This window comes from Agrobacterium sp. GW821-FHT14E08, assembly GCF_058803865.1.
Map to the genome: position 1 here is coordinate 733773 of NZ_JBXAPJ010000002.1, position 20321 is coordinate 754093.

14 protein-coding genes are annotated in these 20321 nt (G+C 59.3%); 11 read left to right on the top strand and 3 right to left on the bottom strand.

Annotated features, from left to right (window positions below; genetic code table 11):
• The first annotated feature begins 48 nt into the window (after nt 1-48).
• The 4 genes from fabB (at nt 49) to AC1ROR_RS12345 (ending at nt 3463) form a co-directional block, all read left to right on the top strand.
• Complete coding sequence (gene fabB, locus AC1ROR_RS12330) at nt 49-1272, top strand: beta-ketoacyl-ACP synthase I (RefSeq protein ID WP_035219585.1); 1224 nt, start codon at nt 49-51, stop codon at nt 1270-1272.
• 6 nt (nt 1273-1278) lie between these two features.
• Entirely contained in the window at nt 1279-2085 is an 807-nt protein-coding gene (gene fabI, locus AC1ROR_RS12335; protein ID WP_035219587.1) for an enoyl-ACP reductase FabI, read from the top strand.
• Between the two features lie 191 nt (nt 2086-2276).
• Nucleotides 2277-2873 carry a TadE/TadG family type IV pilus assembly protein gene (locus AC1ROR_RS12340; protein WP_035219591.1) on the top strand — a complete coding sequence of 199 codons (597 nt, stop codon included), beginning with the start codon at nt 2277-2279 and terminating at the stop codon, nt 2871-2873.
• Nucleotides 2870-3463: a TadE/TadG family type IV pilus assembly protein gene (locus tag AC1ROR_RS12345; protein ID WP_374705106.1), complete on the top strand. Its 594-nt coding sequence runs from the start codon at nt 2870-2872 to the stop codon at nt 3461-3463. Before AC1ROR_RS12340 ends, AC1ROR_RS12345 begins: the two co-directional genes overlap by 4 nt.
• A 43-nt stretch (nt 3464-3506) precedes the next feature.
• Here the strand turns inward: AC1ROR_RS12345 and AC1ROR_RS12350 are convergent, their stop codons facing one another.
• The 3 genes from AC1ROR_RS12350 to AC1ROR_RS12360 all read right to left on the bottom strand — a co-directional run bounded on the left by AC1ROR_RS12350 (nt 3507) and on the right by AC1ROR_RS12360 (nt 12507).
• The gene (locus AC1ROR_RS12350; RefSeq protein WP_498589547.1) at nt 3507-5273 is read right to left on the bottom strand and encodes a sulfite reductase subunit alpha; all 1767 of its coding nucleotides are present in this window, start codon (nt 5271-5273) and stop codon (nt 3507-3509) included.
• Entirely contained in the window at nt 5270-10771 is a 5502-nt protein-coding gene (locus AC1ROR_RS12355) for a glutamate synthase-related protein (RefSeq protein ID WP_498589548.1), read from the bottom strand. The genes AC1ROR_RS12350 and AC1ROR_RS12355 overlap by 4 nt, the downstream gene beginning before the upstream one ends.
• Nucleotides 10772-11178: 407 nt before the next feature.
• On the bottom strand, nt 11179-12507 hold the full coding sequence (locus AC1ROR_RS12360; protein ID WP_035219599.1) for an MFS transporter: 1329 nt from the start codon (nt 12505-12507) through the stop codon (nt 11179-11181).
• 305 nt (nt 12508-12812) lie between these two features.
• Between AC1ROR_RS12360 and cyoA the strand changes: the two genes are divergently transcribed.
• The 7 genes from cyoA (at nt 12813) to AC1ROR_RS12395 (ending at nt 20238) form a co-directional block, all read left to right on the top strand.
• The gene (gene cyoA, locus AC1ROR_RS12365; protein WP_035219601.1) at nt 12813-13886 is read left to right on the top strand and encodes a ubiquinol oxidase subunit II; all 1074 of its coding nucleotides are present in this window, start codon (nt 12813-12815) and stop codon (nt 13884-13886) included.
• Between the two features lie 76 nt (nt 13887-13962).
• Entirely contained in the window at nt 13963-15966 is a 2004-nt protein-coding gene (gene cyoB, locus AC1ROR_RS12370) for a cytochrome o ubiquinol oxidase subunit I (protein WP_035219602.1), read from the top strand.
• A gap of 5 nt (nt 15967-15971) precedes the next feature.
• Nucleotides 15972-16598 (top strand): cytochrome o ubiquinol oxidase subunit III, encoded by a 627-nt coding sequence (gene cyoC, locus AC1ROR_RS12375; RefSeq protein ID WP_498589549.1) that lies wholly within the window; start codon nt 15972-15974, stop codon nt 16596-16598.
• Nucleotides 16598-16990 carry a cytochrome o ubiquinol oxidase subunit IV gene (gene cyoD, locus AC1ROR_RS12380; RefSeq protein ID WP_035219607.1) on the top strand — a complete coding sequence of 131 codons (393 nt, stop codon included), beginning with the start codon at nt 16598-16600 and terminating at the stop codon, nt 16988-16990. The genes cyoC and cyoD overlap by 1 nt, the downstream gene beginning before the upstream one ends.
• A gap of 169 nt (nt 16991-17159) precedes the next feature.
• The gene (locus tag AC1ROR_RS12385; protein WP_498589550.1) at nt 17160-17930 is read left to right on the top strand and encodes an SURF1 family protein; all 771 of its coding nucleotides are present in this window, start codon (nt 17160-17162) and stop codon (nt 17928-17930) included.
• 113 nt (nt 17931-18043) lie between these two features.
• The gene (locus AC1ROR_RS12390) at nt 18044-19264 is read left to right on the top strand and encodes a phosphopentomutase (protein WP_498589551.1); all 1221 of its coding nucleotides are present in this window, start codon (nt 18044-18046) and stop codon (nt 19262-19264) included.
• On the top strand, nt 19261-20238 hold the full coding sequence (locus AC1ROR_RS12395; RefSeq protein ID WP_498589552.1) for an adenosine deaminase: 978 nt from the start codon (nt 19261-19263) through the stop codon (nt 20236-20238). The genes AC1ROR_RS12390 and AC1ROR_RS12395 overlap by 4 nt, the downstream gene beginning before the upstream one ends.
• Nucleotides 20239-20321: the final 83 nt, after the last annotated feature.

Genomic DNA, 20321 nt, shown 5'->3' on the forward strand with positions numbered 1-20321 from the left:
CGGGCGGCTTCGGTCGTCCAGCCGAAATCTTAAGAAAAGGTCCCTTTCATGAGACGAGTTGTTGTCACCGGCCTCGGTATTGTTTCTTCCATCGGCGGTGATGCCGCTGAAGTCACCGCATCGCTGCGCAATGCCAAATCCGGCATTTCATTTTCGCCGGATTTTGCCGAACACGGTTTCAAATGCCAGGTCTGGGGCAAGCCGTCTCTCGACCCGACGGAACTGGTCGATCGCCGCGCCATGCGCTTCCTGTCGCAGGGCGGCGCCTGGAACCATGTCGCGATGAAGCAGGCGATCGCCGATTCCGGTCTGGAAGAGAGCGACATCAGCGGCAATGAGCGCACCGGCATCATCATGGGCTCCGGTGGTCCTTCCACCCGCACCATCGTCGAAGCCGCCGATATCACGCTCAAGAACAACAGCCCGAAGCGCATTGGCCCCTTCGCCGTGCCGAAGGCCATGTCCTCGACCGCCTCGGCGACGCTTGCCACCTGGTTCAAGATCCACGGCGTCAACTATTCCATCTCGTCCGCCTGCTCGACTTCGGCGCATTGCATCGGCAACGCCGCCGAAATGATCCAATGGGGCAAGCAGGACGTGATGTTCGCGGGCGGGCATGAGGATCTCGACTGGTCGATGTCCAACCTCTTCGACGCCATGGGCGCCATGTCGTCCAAATATAACGAAACGCCCGGCGTCGCCTCGCGCGCCTATGACGTCAATCGTGACGGCTTTGTTATCGCCGGTGGCGCAGGCGTGCTGGTTCTTGAAGAACTGGAACATGCCAAGGCGCGCGGTGCGAAGATTTACGCCGAGATCGTCGGTTACGGCGCCACCTCGGATGGTTACGACATGGTGGCTCCTTCCGGTGAGGGCGCGATCCGCTGCATGCGTCAGGCCCTTTCCACCGTCAAGGGCGATATCGACTACATCAATACCCACGGCACCTCGACGCCGGTTGGCGACAGCAAGGAAATCGGCGCGATCCGGGAAGTCTTTGGTGACAAAATCCCGCATATCCAGTCGACCAAGTCGCTCACCGGCCACTCGCTGGGTGCTGCCGGCGTTCAGGAATCGATCTACGGCCTGTTGATGATGCAGGAACGCTTCATCGGCGAAAGCGCGCATATTTCCGAACTCGATCCGGAATTTGCGGGCGTTCCGATCGTTCGCAGCCGCATCGATAACGCCAAGATCGACACCATCCTTTCCAATTCCTTCGGCTTCGGCGGCACCAACGCCACGCTCGTCTTCCAGCGTCATAACGGATAATTGCCCATGAACGGCATCATGCAGGGTAAACGCGGCCTCATCATGGGCGTCGCAAACAATCACTCCATCGCCTGGGGCATTTCCAAGGCGCTTGCGGCACAGGGCGCGGAACTGGCCTTCACCTATCAGGGCGAGGCGCTTGGCAAGCGTGTGAAGCCGCTGGCCGCCGAGCTCGGCTCCGACTTCATCGTGCCTTGCGATGTCGAAGATATCGCCTCGGTCGACGCCCTGTTTGCGACGATCCGCGAAAAATGGGGCTCGCTCGATTTCGTCGTGCACGCCATCGGCTTTTCCGACAAGAACGAGCTGAAAGGTCTTTACGCGGATACGACCCGTGAGAATTTCAGCCGCACCATGGTCATCTCCTGTTTCTCGTTCACGGAAATCGCCAAACGCGCCGCAGAACTGATGACGAATGGCGGATCCATGCTGACGCTGACCTATAACGGTTCGCAGCGCGTTATCCCGAACTACAATGTTATGGGCGTCGCCAAGGCGGCACTTGAGGCGTCCGTTCGCTATCTAGCCGCCGATTACGGCCCGCGTGACATTCGCGTCAACGCCATCTCGGCCGGCCCGGTCCGCACGCTGGCGGGTGCCGGCATTTCCGATGCGCGTGCGATCTACGCCTGGAACCAGAAAAATGCGCCGCTACGGCGGACGGCAGATATTGATGATATCGGCGGATCGGCGCTTTACCTGCTGTCAGGCATGTCGCGCGGGGTTACCGGCGAATGCCATTACGTGGATTGCGGCTACAACATCACCTCGACGCCCACCCTTGAGGTTCTGTCGAAAGCGGACGCTGAATAAGCTGCCATTTTTCTATGTTCAATAAAGGCCCGGCAATATGCCGGGCCTTTTGCATTTATAGACTGTGCCACTTTTGTGAATCAATAAAGTATAAAATATCGAGGTAACTGAATGTAAATACCGGCTGGTTATGGTCCGCAACAAATTCAACGGTTGCGCCTGGCGCATATTCTAGAGATCGAAACAACCATATGCGACTGGCCAGACTGAAGCCATTGCTGGAAAAATTCGGCGTCTCGCGCGACGGGACAGCGGCCATCGAATTCGCGATCCTCGCGATTCCCTATTTCCTCGTTGTCTTTGCGATCATCGAGACCTTCATCGCCATGATGGCGGAACAGGTTGTCGTTAATGCCACGGAGAACATGGCGCGGCGTTTGCGTACCGGGCAGATCAGCAGTTCAATTTCGAAAGAGGATTTTCGCAAGAGTTTCTGCAATGAAGTTTCAGTGATGATCACCTGCTCGGCAGATGAGATCAAACAGGAACAGAAGCTCTATATCGACCTTCGCTCCTTTACCGCCTTCAAGGATATTCCAACCACGATACCCCTGAAGCCCTACGGCCAATATTACGATCTGGACACCTCGCAATTTGGCTTCAAGCCGGGCGGTCCGGAAACGATCAACATGCTGCGCGTCTATTATCGCTGGCGCGTTATCGCAGACATCATCCGGCCATATCTTACCAAAATACGCCCGGCTGACGGATCGATGCCCTCGCATTTCCTCATTGTCGCGACCGATGCTTTCATGAACGAGAAATACACCACAAGCGGGGGCTCATAATGGCAGGGTTGGCGTCTGCCGTCACGAACGGCAAACTGCGTTTCATCGCGCTCATTACACGCTTCGCAAAAGATCGCCGCGGCGTGGGTGCTGTGGAATTTGCTATCCTTTTCCCGATATTGCTCGCGCTGTATGTGACGTCCTTCGAGCTCACGCTCGGCTACAATACCTTTAAGCGGTCAAGCAGCGCCGCCGCCACAATCAACGATCTGATCTCGAAAACGGGCTCCGTCGACAAGACCTATCTCAAGAACATGCAGAACGTCGCGGCAGCTGTCTTTGCGCCTTACAGCACCAAAGGTCTGCAGCTGAAAATCAGCGGTATCACGATCGACAAGCAGAAACAGGCGAAAATCGCCTGGTCCTGGAATGAGAAAGATCAGAGGCCTTATGCCGTTGGATCGACTGTAACGGTTCCAACTCGCCTGCTGATAGAGAACAGCTTCCTCATCCACGTCGAGCTTTCCATCCCGCATGAATTGCTGATGTTCATGACCGACATCTCCTCCTCCGGTGTAAAGTCGATCACGATCGGGCGCGATTACTTCTTCAAGCAGCGCGACGCGGAGACCACCTGCTCCAATTGCTGAGGCATCTGGAGCGGGGAGGTGATTCCCACATCATCGCCTGCCTTTAATAGACATCACGCAGATAGCGCTTTTCGCGCTTCAGCCGGTTTACATAGTCACTTGCCGCTTCCGCCGAGATGCCGGCCTCGTCAATAACGATCCGGTGCAAGGCGTCGTCGACATCCTTCGCCATGCGGGTTGCGTCACCGCAAACGTAGAAATAGCCACCCTCTTCAAGCCATTGATAGAGCGCCTTGCCGTTCTGTTGCATGCGGGTCTGGACGTAGATCTTTTCCGCCTGATCGCGTGAAAAAGCGAGATCGAGACGGGTCAGCACGCCATCGCGGCTCATATCGCCAAGTTCATCTTCATAGATGAAATCCGATTGCCGGTGCTGATCGCCGAAAAACAGCCAGTTTTTGCCCTTTGCGCCCCTCGCCTGCCGTTCCTGCAAAAATGCCCGGAAAGGCGCGATACCCGTGCCTGGTCCCACCATGATCATAGGCGCGTCATTATCCTGCGGCACACGAAACGCCTTATTCGGCGAGACGAAAATTCCACTATTCTGGCCCGCCTCCACCCGGTCGGCGAGATAGGTGGAGCACACGCCGCCGCGCTCCCGGCCGTCAGCGCGATAACGCACGCTGGCGATGGTCAGATGCACGCTGTTTTCCGCGACGAGGGGGCTGGAGGAGATGGAATAGGCGCGATGCTGCAACGGCTTCAGGAAAGTCACGAATTCGGCAACATCAAATAGCGGCTTTCCGCCGAGATTGACGAGGTCGAGAATATCCTTGCTCCAGAGAAAGGCGGCCAGCTGCTCCCTGTCTCCGTTTGCGAGAATGTGGCTGAGTTCGTCATGTCCTGCGCGCTTGCCGATTTCGGCAACCAGCTCACGCGAGGGCGTCGAAATCTCGAACATATTCAGAAGCGCATCGCCAATCGGCCGGTCGAGGCCGGCGACTTCGCCATCCGCTGTTACGTCGAACCGATCGATCAGCGCTTCGACCAGTTTCGGGTCGTTGAGGGGAACGACGCCCAGAGCATCCCCCGCCTCATAGTCCAGACCGCTTTCGCCGAGATCGAATTCATAGTGACGAATTTCCTTGGACGAGGCGGGGCCAGAAAGAAGGCGATTAACGTTCACCCGGGCCGAATAGGGGTTCTTGCGGTTCCAGCCCTGTTTTGCTCTTGCCGCCGACTCGGCGACAGGAAGGGTGGTTGAGGCCGGATTGCCGCCATCGACGGCGAGCGCAAGCGGCAGGGCCTCACCGATCCATGCAGCGGCGGCGTCCTCGAAGTCGATATCGCAGTCGATACGCGTCTTCATGCGCTTGCCGCCGAGTTGTTCGAACCGCGTATCGATGAGCTTGCCCGCCTGGCAGAAGCCGTCATAACCGGTATCGCCGAGCGCGAGGACGGCAAAATTCATCTCGTCCAGACGCGGCGCACTGTCAGCGGCGAGCGCTTCCCAGAAAAGCTGGGCGTTGTCGGGCATTTCACCTTCGCCATAGGTCGAGGTGACGACGATGACCCGCTTCATGGCGCCGAGACCGTCCATCGAGACATCATCAAGTGCCGTCACCACCGGCTGCATGCCCTGCGCGCGGGCGGCGGCGGCAATATCCATCGCCAGCGCCTCGGCATTGCCAGTCTGGGTGCCGAAAAGAATATTCAGCACGCTGGTGGCCGCCCTGGGAGCAGCGGCGGCAACCGATGCCTCCAGACCGATGGCGGCGCGGGAATGGAGCCCCGCCAGAAAACCGGAAAGCCATGCGCGCTGATCACCGCTGAAGGGCGCGTCCTGCGGAATGTAAGGTATCTTCATCATGCTGCCCTGTGGCTGGATGCGGTGGCAAGGTCGGGAATGGCGCGGGCTGCGAAAAGCTCCTCAAAGCCCGGCAGTCGGCCGATCTTCTCGATGTTTTTCCGGTTCTGCTGAATGATCCAGCCGTAGGTGCCGGGGCTGTCCACCGACCAGATGTTCCGGCGCGCCAGCGCCTGCTTGTAGTCGTCAAGCCGCTTGGCGGCGATCATCACCGCAAGCTGTTCATCGCTATGGTCTGAAAGCGCCTCGCGGGCATATTTCAGCAGCCGTTGCATCAGCGCATAATCTTCCGTGAGGATGAGATTGCGCACGGCTTTTTCGATGGCGGGATCGGAAGGGCCCGAGGCCAGCGGCAGCCGCTGCAAAGCGATGGCCTGCGCCATGCTCAACACGGTATAATTGTTGAGCAGCGCATACATGTCTTCCGTATCCGTCTCGCCATAACCGGGCACCGTTCCGTTCAGGACGGCCTTGCGGTCGCGATAGGCGAGCTTGAACTTGCGCAGCTGGTGGGCGGCAAGCGCGGATGCCAGTTCTTCGAGCAGCTCCTTACGGGGCTTGGCTTTGAGAATTTCGTCGCTGTCCTGATAAAGGAGCAGGGCACGCGGCATGCCGTAGACGAAATTATGCTGTTCACTTTCCCAGTTTTCCAACAGCCATGTCGCCTTGGCCGAGCCGGTCTCCGCGACATGCAAGGTCAGAAGCTGGTGGACTGCCTGATTGTGGATCGCTGCCTGCTCATCCTCACCGGTGATCGCGCCGAGCAGGATGGAATCATGGCTGACCTTCTTCGGCAGATCGCCATAGGGATCATATTGATAAACAAAGCCGCCGCTCATGCCGTTGCCGAAACCCTTGCCGAAACTGCCGAGGTTCAGCACCGCGCCGTTGGTCATGTATTCGCAGGCGAAATCACCCACGCCTTCGACCACGGCGGTGGCTCCGGAATTACGCACTGCGAAACGGTCACCCGCCTGCCCTTCCACGAAGGTGCGGCCGCCGGTGGCGCCGAACAGCGCGAAATTGCCGACCAGCACATTGCCGCCCGTCTCTTCCGAGCCGCCGCCGGGGGAGCGCACGACGATGGTGCCGCCACAGGCGCTTTTGCCGACGCCGTCATTGCAGGTGCCGGTATGGACCATGACCATGCCGTCATTGCAGAAAGCGCCGAAGGACTGCCCGGCGGAACCGGACGTATCGATGCGCACCGAACCCGCCTCCAGGAACCGGCGGCCGCGGCTGTCCCGCTTCACGGCCGGCAGCGCATCCGCCTCTTCATCGGAAAGCTCATGGTTCAGCATACGCTCGATATCGACGGCGAGCTGACCGCCGACGCTCTTGTTGCAATTGTTGAGGAAACGATTGCCGCCAAGCTCGATGTTCTCGCGCCTGCTGTCGACCAGGGCCGAGCGCACGAGTTCGATGAAGGCATCGTCCAGTGCAAAGTCCTTTTCCATATAGACGGGGCTGTCGATCTTCACCTCTTCGACCACGGCAAGCATTGCCCGGAGGTCAAGCTGGCCGACGCTTGCCGGATGATCGAGGAGGTGAAGAAGGTCGGAACGGCCGCGTGCCTCCCGCAGCGAGGCAACCCCGAGCCCGGCCAAAATCTCGCGCGTTTCATGGGCAATGTTCATGAGATATTGCGCCAGCGCGCGCGGATCACCGTTGAAGGCCTCCTGATTGGTGGTGAGACCGGCCGGGCACTTGATGTTGCAGTTCTTGGCCATGACGCATTTCAGCATCATCAGCGCCGTCGTGCCGAATTCGAAGCTGTCGCCGCCGAGGAGTGCTGACTTCACCACGTCGCTCGCCGTCTGGTGCGCGCCGGAGCAACGCAGCAGCACCTTGGCGCGCAGGCCGGTGGCGCACAGCGCCTGATGTACTTCTGCGATACCGATTTCCGCCGCACGGCCGGTATATTTGAGGCTGGTAACGGCCGCCGCACCCGTGCCGCCGGTATTGCCGGCGACATTGATGACATCCGCCCCCGCCTTGGCGACGCCGACCGCAATCGTGCCGATGCCTTCCGACGAGACCAGCTTGACGATGACCCGCACGCGCGCTGCCTTGGCGTCATGGATGAGCTGGGCCAGATCCTCGATCGAATAGGTATCGTGATGCGGCGGCGGCGAGACGAGTTCGACACCCGGCGTGCCTCCGCGTGCCGCCGCGATTTCCACCGTCACCTTCGGAGACGGCAACTGCCCGCCCTCACCCGGCTTTGCGCCCTGGCCGATCTTGATCTCGATTTCCTCCAGCATCGGATCGGCAAGATAACCGGCCCAGACGCCGAAGCGGCCGGAGGCGAACTGCTTGATGCGCGAGGCGCGGATGGTGCCATAACGGGAAATATGCTCGCCGCCCTCACCCGAATTCGACATGCCGCCGACCATGTTGGTGCCATGCGCCACCGCCTCATGGGCGGCGGCAACCAGCGCGCCATGGCTCATGGCGCCCGATGCGAGGGTCCTGGTGATCTCGCTCGCCTTCTGAACGGCATCGAGCGGAATGCTTTCCGGCGCGGTGCGGATAAGCGAGAGATAGGAGGATGCTTCACCCTTTGCCTGAACCATGAGCGCGCCGCCTTCCAGCCAGTGGCCGGGAATATCCGTACCGAAACGGTCAAGCAGCGACTGGCCGAGTGCGGCAAGCCGGGCAAGCTCATGACCGTGCGGGCCGGTCAGCTGCAGCCGGAATGCGCCGTCTCCCGCCTCTTCGCAGCGCAATCCGCGCACCATGAAGCTGTTATTGCCCTGCCGGGAAAAACGGCCCATTTCCCGACGGAATTCTTCCGCGGAACCGGCGAAGGTCACATCAGCCGGCAATTCCAGAACGTCGCGCAGGGCGGCGGGGCGGCGCGCCCTTTCCTCCGCCATCATGCGGGCGAAGGCGCGGTAACCGGGCGTTACCTCGAATTTGTCGATGGCGTCAGGGGTCAGCCGGTCGAAGCTGTTGTGATAATAGGCGGCATCGTTGAGACCGAACGCATCTTCGAGCCGGTTGAGCGGCAGCAGGCGCAGCGCCTCCTCGTTTTCGGTTCCCTTGTCGAAACCGATCTTTTCCTCCGTCATATCCACGAAACCGCGTACCGCCGTCGTGCCATAGGAATGGCCGGCACCTTCCGCACGCTCCTTGAAGAGACCGAGCAGCGGAATGTCGTTTTCGCCCTTCACGGACAGCGCCTTGCGGTGCCAGTCCGCCACGGCCTGCGCGATGACGGCGAAGTTGACGCCACCAACCGGGGTCTTCACATTCGGGAAATAGCGCTTCAGCACCGCATCATTGGTATCAAGGAAGTTTGGCTCGAAGAACTCGCCGCCGATATAGCTTTCCGCCGTGCACAGGCCGACCTTGCCCATGGTCTTCATCAGCGACTTTTCCGCCGCCTTGGCAAAACGCTTGAAGGCCTTGTCGGCATCGGCACCGAATTTCTCCTCGGCGCGGAACTGCACGCCAAGCGGATAGACGGCAGAAGCGCCGAAGCCGAGGCCGGCTGCAATGTGATGCGAGGAAGAAAACTGGCCACTTTCCACGATCAGGGAAATGCGCAGCCGCAGACCTTCCTCAATCAGCCGCTGATTGATGGCGGAAACGACCATGATCATCGGCAGAGCGGCGCGGCCTGCCGAGACATGCCGGTCGGTGATGACGGCGATGCCGCCTTCCTCTGCCGCGAAAGCCACAACCTCATCACAGAGGTCATCAATTGCCTGCCGCAGGGCCGTTTCATTGGCCTCCGCAACATCGAAGACCGGCGAATAGAGCATTTCGAAACGGCGAAGAGGCGTCTCCGACTGTTCGCGAATACGCAGCATATCGAGATGGGTCAGGATCGGAGAGCGCACGACGATCTGGCGGGCCTTCTTCGCGCCGCTGTTCGGCTTCGCACCGAGGGCGACACGCAACGTCATGCCATCGGCCTCACGAATACTGTCGAGCGGCGGATTGGTGACCTGCGCGAAACGCTGTGAAAAATACTTCGCGACGCCGCCTTCCTGATCGGAAAGCGCATTGATGGCATTGCCGTAACCCATCGCCGAAATCTTTTCCGCGCCTGAGGCCAGCATCGGGTCCATCAGGAACTTGAAGCTTTCCTGATTATGCGAATAGGCAACATAACGCTGGTGGCGTTCCAGATCGCCGTTGTAACGCAGCGGCGAGCCCTGCTTGTCGGCGGGCACCTCCGGCAGATCACCAAGCATCACGCGCGCTTCAGATAGCAGCAAGGAATAGTCCCGCTGCGAGGCCAGAAGCTCCAGCGCCTCTACCGTGGAAAAAGCACGACGCTCGGCGTGATCGTAATAAAGCATCCCGCCCGCCTCGATGCGGCCGCGACGAATGACGCTTTCCGCCGGAAACGCGATCTGCCCGGCCTCAGACATGACGCAGAGATAGTCCTCCGTCTCGACGGTGCGCAGCGGGCGCAGGCCGAGGCGATCGAGCCGCGCACCGATGATGGTGCCATCGCCGAAAATCAGCGCGGCCGGGCCGTCATTCTTTTCCTCATAAAGCGAGAAATATTCCAGCATCGCCTTCACGGCCGGTGACAGGGTATCGTCATTTTCCCAGGCTGGCGGCATCATCGAGACCACGGCGGTGACGAGGTCGAGACCGTCTTCCATTACCCGTGCCTGCAGGGTCTGATCCAGACGGCAGCTATCCGACTGGCCCTTCGGCCGGATGATGCTGGCATTCTTCGCCAGCGCCACGGCCGCTTCCGACAGCCGGTTCTTCTTGTCGGTATTGAGTTCGCCATTATGCGCCATCAGGCGGAAGGGCTGTGCCATGGAGGGGTGCGGATCGGTATTGGTGGAAAACCGCGTGTGGAAATACATCGTATGCACTTCATGGCGCGGATCGGTAAGGTCACAGAAATAGGGCATGACCTCATGCGAGTTCAGACGCCCTTTCAGAACCTGCGTGCGGGCGCTGAGCGACAGCGGATAAAAGCCAGAGAGTTCCGGCACGGTATAGGCCAGCGCCTCGATGGCCAGCAGCGCCTTGTGGATGCGCCAGTCGAATTCGGCGAGGGTTGCGCATTCGGCAGGAGCCGAAAAGACCCATTGCCGGATCGGCAACTGGTAAGGGATCGCGGCAGGGCGGATCGCCGCGTCATTCACCGGTACATCGCGGGCAAGCAGGACCGAAAACCCCTGCTCCTTGAGGGCGTTTGCGATGATACCGACCGCCTCACCGTGGAAAGCGGGATTCTGCGGCAGGAAAAAATTGCCGACGCCGAAGCGACCGGCCTGCAAGCCGGCCTCACCGGTCAATTCCCGAAAGAAGGAGAGCGACAAATCCAGCGACACGCCAGCACCATCGCCGACACCTTCCGCCGACATGCCGCCGCGATGCGGCACGGCACAGAGCGCCTCATGGCCGCGCTTCAGCACATCATGCGTCTGCACGCCGTCCTTGCGGGTGATGAAACCGACGCCACAGCTGCTTTTTTCAAAAGCCGCATCGTAAAGGCCGAATTTTTGCTCCGTCACACTCAAGGCACTCTCCTCTCGTTGCGCATTTCGCGCGGCATCGCCCTCTTTCCCGAAACCCGGCGCGTCAGCCGGCACTCTGCGGGCGGAGCCGCAGGCGACCTGGCTGCTCCTCATTCTTCTGCTTATCGGCGTTTAATGGCGCGAACGGTCGTTTTGCGGCCGTCAAACGGCTTGGCGGCGATGGCCGCTTTTTCGCAAATAATGATCGTCGTCGTTCGCATCGCGTTCCCTGAAGGCCGGCATTTCCGGCAATGAGACACACTGAATTATGTCAGTATTGCTTACATAATATTTCATGAAGGACCGAGTCAAGATTAAAATCGATCCGGCGCAATAAAAAAACAAAAACGCCGCGAAATCCGACAGGATTCCGCGGCGCAATGGCTGCAGAGGTTGTTAAATTGCCCTGTTCACTCCGATGGCATGTCCAGCGTGCGGCTGAACCAAAGCGCGACCAGGGTACAGACCGCACCGGACATCAGGTAAATTCCGACCGCAAACAGTCCGAATTTGGACGAAAATCCAAGTGCGACAAGCGGGGCGAAACCGGCACCGATCAGCCAGGAAATATCTGAGGTGAGGGATGCGCCGGTATAACGGTATTCGCGGCTGAAGCGGGAAGCGAGAGCACCGCCCGCCTGACCGAAGGACAGACCAAGCAGCGAAAAGCCGATCAACACGAAGAGATAGCGGCCGATATCACCTGAACTCAGAAGAACGGGTGCAACAAGGCTGAACAGACCGATCAGCACTGCTGCGACAGCCAGAAGCTTCCGCCGGCCAATCCTGTCGGCCAGAATACCTGAAACCACGATCATGCCACCGGCGATGATGGCGCTGACAAATTGCACGAACAGGAAGTCCGAAACACGCTGGGTGGTGTTGAGGGAAACCCAGCTCAGCGGGAACACTGTGACCAGATGGAAGAGCGCAAAGCTTGCCAGTGGCACGAATGCGCCTGTGACCACGACCGGAAACTGCGAGCGCAACATCTTGAACATGGGGCGCGGCTCCAGCTCGTGCTGTTCAAGCATGGCCTGGAATTCCGGCGTCACGATCATGCGCAGGCGGGCAAAGAGCGCGAGAACATTGAGCGCCAGCGCCACGAAGAAGGGGAAACGCCAGCCCCAGGCGAGGAATTCCGCATTGGAAAGCTGTGTGACGAAAACGATGAAGAACGCGCTGGCGAGACCGAAGCCCATCGCCGCGCCGATCTGCGGCATCATGGCGTACCAGCCGCGTTGCTTCGGCGGAGCATTCATGGCGAGCAACGAGACGAGACCATCCCATGCGCCGCCAAGGCCGAGACCCTGACCGATGCGGAACACCGCCAGAAGACAGGGGGCGAGCACGCCGGCTTCCGCATAGGAGGGAAGAAAGCTGATCGCCATCGTCGAACCACAGAGCGTGAACAGCGCGGCCATCAGCTTGACGGCGCGGCCGAACTTTCGGTCGATCTGGAGGAAGATCAGCGAGCCGATCGGCCTTGCGATAAAGGCCAGAGAGAAGACTGCAAAGGAATAAAGGGTAGCCGTCAGCGGGTCGACGAAGGAGAAGAAAACGTGCGGAAAAACGAGCGCGGAGGCAATGGCATAGATAAAGAAGTCAAAAAACTCAGTCATTCTCGCAAGAATGACCGCAATTGTGATGCGATCCGGATCGACCTTGACCGGATCGGTTCCATGACCGTTTGCTTCCGGTGCCTGCCCAAAAGATGGAGCAGCATTGCTATAACTCATAATATTCCTCCTGCGTCATGGACGAACCATTTCCTGTAACGCGCCGGCTCCTCTTCCGTTGCGTTACGATGCGACGGATTGTCACACGCACCCTCCGTAACGTCAATTGAAGTTTGGCAAGAAAGGCTTGCCCGGGAAGCTCGCTATGCGATAATGCACCCGCTCCGTCTTCAAACGCAGCTCTGCCCGCACATGGTGCATCGCGAAGGTTTCGCTGCACCGCGACAATATACCTCATTTCAAAAATGATGTTCGGCAATTAATCGCGGCATAATCCAAACTGTACGAGTCCAAAGAACGTGCGCATGATCAAAAAACTCCCGTCCGCCCTTCTGGCAATCCCGGCACTGTTGCTGCTCAGCGGCTGCAACCTCGTGGTGATGAATCCTTCGGGTGACATCGCCATCCAGCAGCGCGACCTCATCATCACGTCCACGGTTCTGATGCTGCTTATCATCGTTCCGGTCATCGTCCTGACGCTGTTCTTCGCATGGAAGTACCGCGAATCGGCAAAGGCGGAGGATTACGATCCCGAGTGGCATCACTCGACGCGCCTTGAAATGGTGATCTGGTCGGCCCCGGTCGCCATCATCCTGATGCTCGGCACGGTCACCTGGATTTCCACCCACCGCCTCGACCCCTATCGTCCGCTGGAGCGTATCGACGAGAACCGCCAGGTCACCGCCGAGACCAAGCCGATCACGGTCGAAGTGGTGGCCATGGACTGGAAGTGGCTGTTCTTCTATCCCGAACTGGGCATTGGCAGTGTCAATGAATTCGCCGCTCCGGTCGATGTTCCGATCAACTTCAAGATCACCGGCACGACCGCGATGAACTCCTTCTTCGTTCCCGCACTTGCCGGCCAGATCTACGCCATGGGCGGCATGCAGACCAAGCTGCACGCCGTCATCAACAAGGAAGGCGTCTATGACGGCTTCTCGGCCAACTTCTCCGGCCCCGGCTTCTCCCACATGCGCTTCAAGTTCCATGGCCTGAGCCAGCAGGGCTTCGACCAGTGGGTGGCGAAGGCGAAGGAAGGCGGCAAGGGCTTCGGCCGTCAGGAATATCTCGAATTCGCCAAGCCGTCGGAGCGTGAGCCGGTTCAGTATTTCGCCTCCGTCGATCCGGAACTCTACAGCGCCATCCTCAACCGCTGTGTCGAGCCCAACAAGCTCTGCATGCGCGACATGATGCATATCGACGCCAAGGGCGGCGGCGGCAAGGAAGGCATCGACATCGCCAAGGCGCTGAACTCCGTTGTCTGCACGCCGCTTGCGCCCTATGGCGTCGCCAGCGGTCCCCAATCCACTCCGGCTGCGATCGAAGGTCAGACTTTCGAGCCTGCGGCGCTGCCGGAAACGAAACAAGTCGCTGGCTGACGGATACGTCCCGGCATTATGCGGCGCGGCCAATGGCTGCGCCGATCTTATGTCTTAGAATCGCAAGAGGCTAAAAATGATCGTCAATTCCGATCAAACGTCGTTCCTGTTCGGGAAGCTGACATGGGAGTCCATCCCGCTTCACGAGCCCATTCTCGTCGCGACCTTCGCGGCCGTGGCTCTGGGCGGTATCGCCGTCGTCGGCGCCCTCACCTATTTCCGCCTCTGGGGCTATCTCTGGAATGAATGGTTCACGAGCATCGATCACAAGAAGATCGGTATCATGTACATCATCCTGGCGCTGGTCATGCTGTTGCGCGGTTTCGCCGATGCCATCATGATGCGCGTCCAGCAGGCTATCGCCTCCGGCGGATCGGAAGGTTACCTTCCGCCGCACCATTACGACCAGATCTTCACGGCCCACGGCGTCATCATGATCTTCTTCATGGCCATGCCGATGATCACGGGTCTGATGAACTTCGTCGTGCCACTGCAGATCGGCGCACGCGACGTTTCGTTCCCCTTCCTCAACAACTTCTCCTTCTGGATGACCACGGCCGGCGCCGTCATCACCATGATCTCGCTGTTCGTGGGTGAATATGCGCAGACCGGCTGGCTCGCCTATCCGCCGCTTTCCGGCATCGATGGCAGTCCGGGGGTCGGGGTGGATTATTACATCTGGGGTTTGCAGATCGCCGGTGTGGGAACGACACTCTCAGGCATCAACCTGATCGTGACGATCATCAAGATGCGCGCGCCGGGCATGACCATGATGCGCCTGCCGATCTTCGTCTGGACGTCGCTGTGTTCGAACATCCTGATCGTGGCCTCGTTCCCGATCCTGACCGGCACGCTCGCGCTTCTCACCCTCGACCGCTACGTTGGCACGAATTTCTTCACCAACGATCTCGGCGGCAATCCGATGATGTATGTCAACCTCATCTGGATCTGGGGCCATCCCGAAGTCTACATTCTGGTGTTGCCGGCTTTCGGCGTCTTCTCGGAAATCGTCTCGACCTTCTCCAACAAGCGCCTTTTCGGTTATGCCTCGATGGTCTACGCCACGGGCGTCATCACCATCCTCGCTTATGTCGTGTGGCTGCACCACTTCTTCACCATGGGTTCCGGCGCAAGCGTGAACGCTTTCTTCGGCATCACCACGATGATCATCTCGATCCCGACGGGTGCCAAGATTTTCAACTGGCTCTTCACCATGTATAAGGGCCGCATCAAGTTCGATGTCCCGATGCTGTGGACGATCGGCTTCATGATTACCTTCGTCATCGGCGGCATGACCGGCGTTCTTCTTGCCGTTCCGCCGGCGGACTTCGTGCTGCACAACTCGCTGTTCCTCATCGCCCACTTCCACAACACCATCATCGGCGGCGTTGTGTTCGGTGTGCTCGCGGGTATCGTCTACTGGTTCCCGAAGGCCTTCGGTTACCGCCTCGATCCTTTCTGGGGCAAGCTGTCCTTCTGGTTCTGGTTCATCGGCTTCTATTTCGCCTTCATGCCGCTCTACATTCTCGGCCTGATGGGCGTGACCCGCCGTATCAGCCAGTTCGAGGACAATTCGCTGCAAATCTGGTTCGTGATTGCGGCCTTCGGCGCCTTCCTGATCGCGCTCGGCATCGCCTCCTTCGTCATCCAGCTCATCGTCAGCTTCCTCAAGCGCGATCAGCTGCGTGACGTTACCGGCGATCCCTATCACGGGCGTACGCTGGAATGGTCGACCTCGTCGCCGCCGCCGGCCTACAACTTCGCCTTCACGCCGGTCGTCCATGACGTCGACGCCTGGGCGGATATGAAGAAGCGCGGTTATGTCCGTCCGCTTGAAGGTTACATCCCGATCCATATGCCGAAGAACACCGGTGCGGGCGTGATCATCAGCGCCATCAGCGTGGTGCTCGGCTTTGCGTTGGTGTGGCACATCTGGTGGCTGGCGGCTCTGTCCATGCTCGCCATCATCGCGGTCTCGATCGCCCATACCTTCAACTACAACCGCGATTACTACATTCCGGCTTCCGATGTTTCGACAGTCGAGGCGGAACGTACGAAGCTGCTTGCTGAACAGGCGTAACGAATATGGCTCATGCACCTGCACAAAGCGTCGACGGCGCTGAACCACCGGTCTTCTACCTGAAGGAAGACCACCACCCGGAGAACGGCACCTCGCTGGGCTTCTGGCTCTACCTGATGAGCGACTGCCTCATCTTCGCGACCCTGTTTGCCACCTATGCCGTTGTCGGCCGCAACTATGCGGCCGGCCCTTCGGGCGCCGACCTGTTCGATCTCAAGCTGGTGGCGATCAATACCGGCTTCCTGCTCTTCTCCTCCATCACCTATGGCTTTGCCATGCTGGAAATGGAAAAGAAGAAGGTGAAGTCGACACTGGTATGGCTTGGCGTCACCGGCCTGTTCGGCCTCGCCTTCCTCGCCGTCGAACTCTACGAGTTCCATCACCTGATCGCGGAAGGCGCGGGTCCGCAGCGTTCGGCGTTCCTGTCGGCCTTCTTCGCGCTGGTCGGTACGCACGGCCTGCACGTCACCTTCGGCATCATCTGGCTCGTCACGCTGATGTTCCAGGTCGCCAAGCACGGCCTGATCGCGGCAAACAAGCGTCGCCTGATGTGCCTGTCGATGTTCTGGCACTTCCTTGACGTCATCTGGATCGGCGTCTTCTCCTTCGTTTATCTCATGGGAGTTCTTTGATGAGTTCCGAAGCACACGCACACCACGACGCGCATGGCGACGACCATCACCATGATGGCGCGAGCCACGGCACCTTCAAGAGCTACATGATCGGCTTCGTCCTGTCGGTTATCCTGACAGCGATCCCCTTCTGGCTTGTCATGGGCGACGTTCTTGAAAACAAGACCCTGCTGGTCATCGCGATCATGGGTCTCGGCGTCATCCAGATCTTCGTGCACATGATCTACTTCCTGCACATGGACACCAAGTCCGAAGGCGGCTGGACCTTCATGGCGCTGATCTTCACCGTCGTGGTGCTCCTGATCACGCTCTCCGGCTCGCTCTGGGTCATGTACAACATGAACAAGAACATGATGCCGCTGCATATCGAAGATGTGAAGAACCTGCCCTGAGCAGCATAAATCAACGGCCTGCCGGGTTTCCGGCGGGCCGGCTAACGCACCAACACATAACCCCATGAATCGTGGTGCGATTTATGGGGTTATTTGCTGGAAGACCGGATGCCTGCGGCCGAAAGCGCTGCCGCGGCAAGCCGCATGGCCTTGCAAGGACTGTGAAATCATGACCGATCCATCGACAACCGCCCCGCAGAAGCGCCGTATCCGCCCCGCGGCAATCGTCGTCCTGTTTTTAACCATCGTCCTGACGGGCTCTCTGCTTGCGCTCGGAACATGGCAGGTCAAACGTCTTTCCTGGAAGCTCGATCTTATCCAACGCATCGAGGCTCGCGCCCATGCGGCCCCTGTCGAGGCCCCTGCCGCCGCCGAGTGGCCGGCCCTTGCCGATCCCGCAGGCTATGAATATCGCCGCGTGAAACTATCCGGCACCTTCCTCAACGACAGGCAAGTTCAGGTCTATACGGTTAGCGATCTCGGCCCCGGCTACTGGGTGATGACGCCGCTCAGACGCGAAGACGGTTCAAGCGTTATCGTCAATCGCGGCTTCGTGCCTTCCGACAAACGGGACCCATCCTCCAGGCGTGAAGGCGAACCCGCCGGAAATGTCGAGATCGTCGGGTTGATGCGCGCTCCGGAAACCGGCGGGCTTTTCCTTCGAACCAACGATCCAGCAAATGGGCGCTGGTACTCCCGTAACATCCCGCAAATATCGCAGGCATCCGGCCTTTCCAACGTGGCGCCGTTTTACATTGATGCCGATGCGACGCCAAATCCGGGCGGCCTGCCGATCGGCGGCAAAACCATGCTGACCTTCCCCAACAACCACCTGTCCTATGCCATAACGTGGTATATTCTGGCGGCCATGGTGGTTGCGGCCGGCTGGTATGTCCTGCGCAATCTCAACGCGCCGAAATCGAAACGGGACAAGGATTGAGCAGCCGGTTTTACCGGATGGTTCATAAAATCACTTTCTTCTTCACGTTTTGCTGATCTATAACGACAGTTCGGCCTGACATTGCCCGTCGGCGCATTTTGTTTCGGTGAGTTATGGCAAGAGCATTTCTTCTCGTTCTGGATTCCTTTGGCGTCGGCGGCGCACCCGACGCGGAGCGCTATGGCGATCTTGGCGCAAACACGCTCGGCCATATCGCGGAATTCTGTGCGGCGGGCGCTGCCGACAAAGCGGGGCTTCGCTCCGGTCCGTTGAAACTGCCGAATATGTGTTCGCTCGGCCTGCTGGAGATTGCGCGGCAGGCAAGCGGCGACATTCCCGCAGGCATGGAACCGCCGGAGCGCATTTTCGGCCTGCACGGTTCCGCCAGCGAAATCTCAAAAGGCAAGGATACCCCGTCCGGCCACTGGGAGATCGCCGGGACGCCCGTAACCTTCGACTGGGGATATTTCCCGACGGAAGGCGATGCGTTTTCGCCGGAACTGGTGGAAGCGATCTGCAAGGAGGCAAATATTCCAGGCATTCTCGGCAATTGCCATGCTTCCGGCACCGAGATCATCGCCGAGCTCGGCGAAGACCATATCAGAAGCGGCAAACCGATCTGCTACACCTCATCCGATTCCGTTTTCCAGATCGCCGCGCACGAAACGCATTTCGGTCTGGAGCGGCTCATCGCGCTTTGTGAGACGGTGCGCAAGCTGCTCGATCCGCTCAATATCGGCCGTGTCATTGCGCGCCCCTTCATCGGCGAGACCGCCGCCACCTTCGAACGCACCGGCAACCGCCGCGACTTCTCCGTTCTGCCGCCCGAGCCGACCCTGCTTGACCGGCTGGTGGAGGCGGAGCGCAAGGTGCATGCCATCGGCAAGATCGGTGATATCTATGCCCATCAGGGTGTTTCGCGCGTCATCAAGGCAAATGGCAACAGCGCCCTGATGGATGCAACGCTACAGGCCATCGATGAAGCCGAAAATGGCGATCTTGTCTTCACCAATTTCGTCGATTTCGACATGCTTTACGGCCATCGTCGTGACGTTGCCGGTTATGCCGCCGCCCTTGAGGCTTTCGACGCCCGTATTCCCGAAATCCATCGCAAGATGAAACCGGGAGATATCGCCCTTCTCACCGCCGACCACGGTTGCGACCCCACATGGCGGGGCACGGACCATACACGTGAAAGGGTCCCGATCATGGCATTTGGACCGGGCATCCGCTCGCGTGACGTCGGCATCCGTTCAAGCTACGCCGATATCGGCGAAAGCATCGCCCACCATCTTGGCATCGAGGCCGGTTCTCACGGCAGGAGCTTCATTTGACATCGCATTTGCTGAAAGCGGAAATTCACTGCCACCTCGAAGGTGCGGCCCCGCCCGCCCTCGTTGCGAAACAGGCGGAGAAATACGGCATCGACACCAGCGGTTTTCTCCGGGACGGCCAATATGTCTGGTCGGATTTCGCCGAATTCATCCGTTGTTATGACGCGGTGGCGCAGGTGTTCAAGACGGATGAGGATTATGCCGTCCTGACTGAAACCTATCTGACCGAACTTGCCGAAGCCAATACCATCTATAGCGAGCTGATCATTTCGCCCGATCATGGCGACCGCATCGGGCTCGGCGCCGACGCCTATCTGGCCGGCATTGCCGAAGGCATCCGCGTCGCAAAGGAAAAAACCGGCATCGAAACCCGCATCATCGTCACCGGCGAGCGGCATTTCGGTCCTGACCGGGTGATCGCGGCGGCCGAATATGCGGCCCGCGCCCGGCACCCGCTGGTGACCGGATTCAACATGGCCGGCGAAGAGCGCATGGGGCGGGTTGCAGACTATGCCCGCGCCTTCGACATTGCCCGCGATGCGGGCCTCGGGCTGACCATCCATGCCGGTGAGGTTTGCGGCCCGGAAAGCGTTGCCGACGCGCTCGACCTCGTCAAGCCTGCGCGTATTGGCCATGGCGTGCGCGCCATCGAAGATGCCGGTCTTGTCGCCCGGCTGGCCGAGGTGGGAACGGTTCTGGAAGTCTGCCCCGGCTCGAATATCGCGCTCAACGTCTATCCTGATTTTGCCAGCCACCCGCTGAAAGCTCTCAGCGATGCCGGAGTGCGTGTGTGCATCAGTTCCGACGACCCGCCATTCTTCTTTACCTCGCTTGCGCGGGAATATGCGCTGGCTGCGGATGAGTTCGGCTTCAGCGATGCCGAGATCAACCGTATGACACGGACCGCACTGGAATGCGCCTTCGTGGACGAGGAAACACGCGCGCGACTGCTTGCGAAACTCGATGGCGCCTGACGCTGCGGTTCGCGGGGGTAAAACCGCGAAGAAGGCTTGCGAAAAACGCACTTTCGGTGAATTACAGGGCATAAGATAAAAAG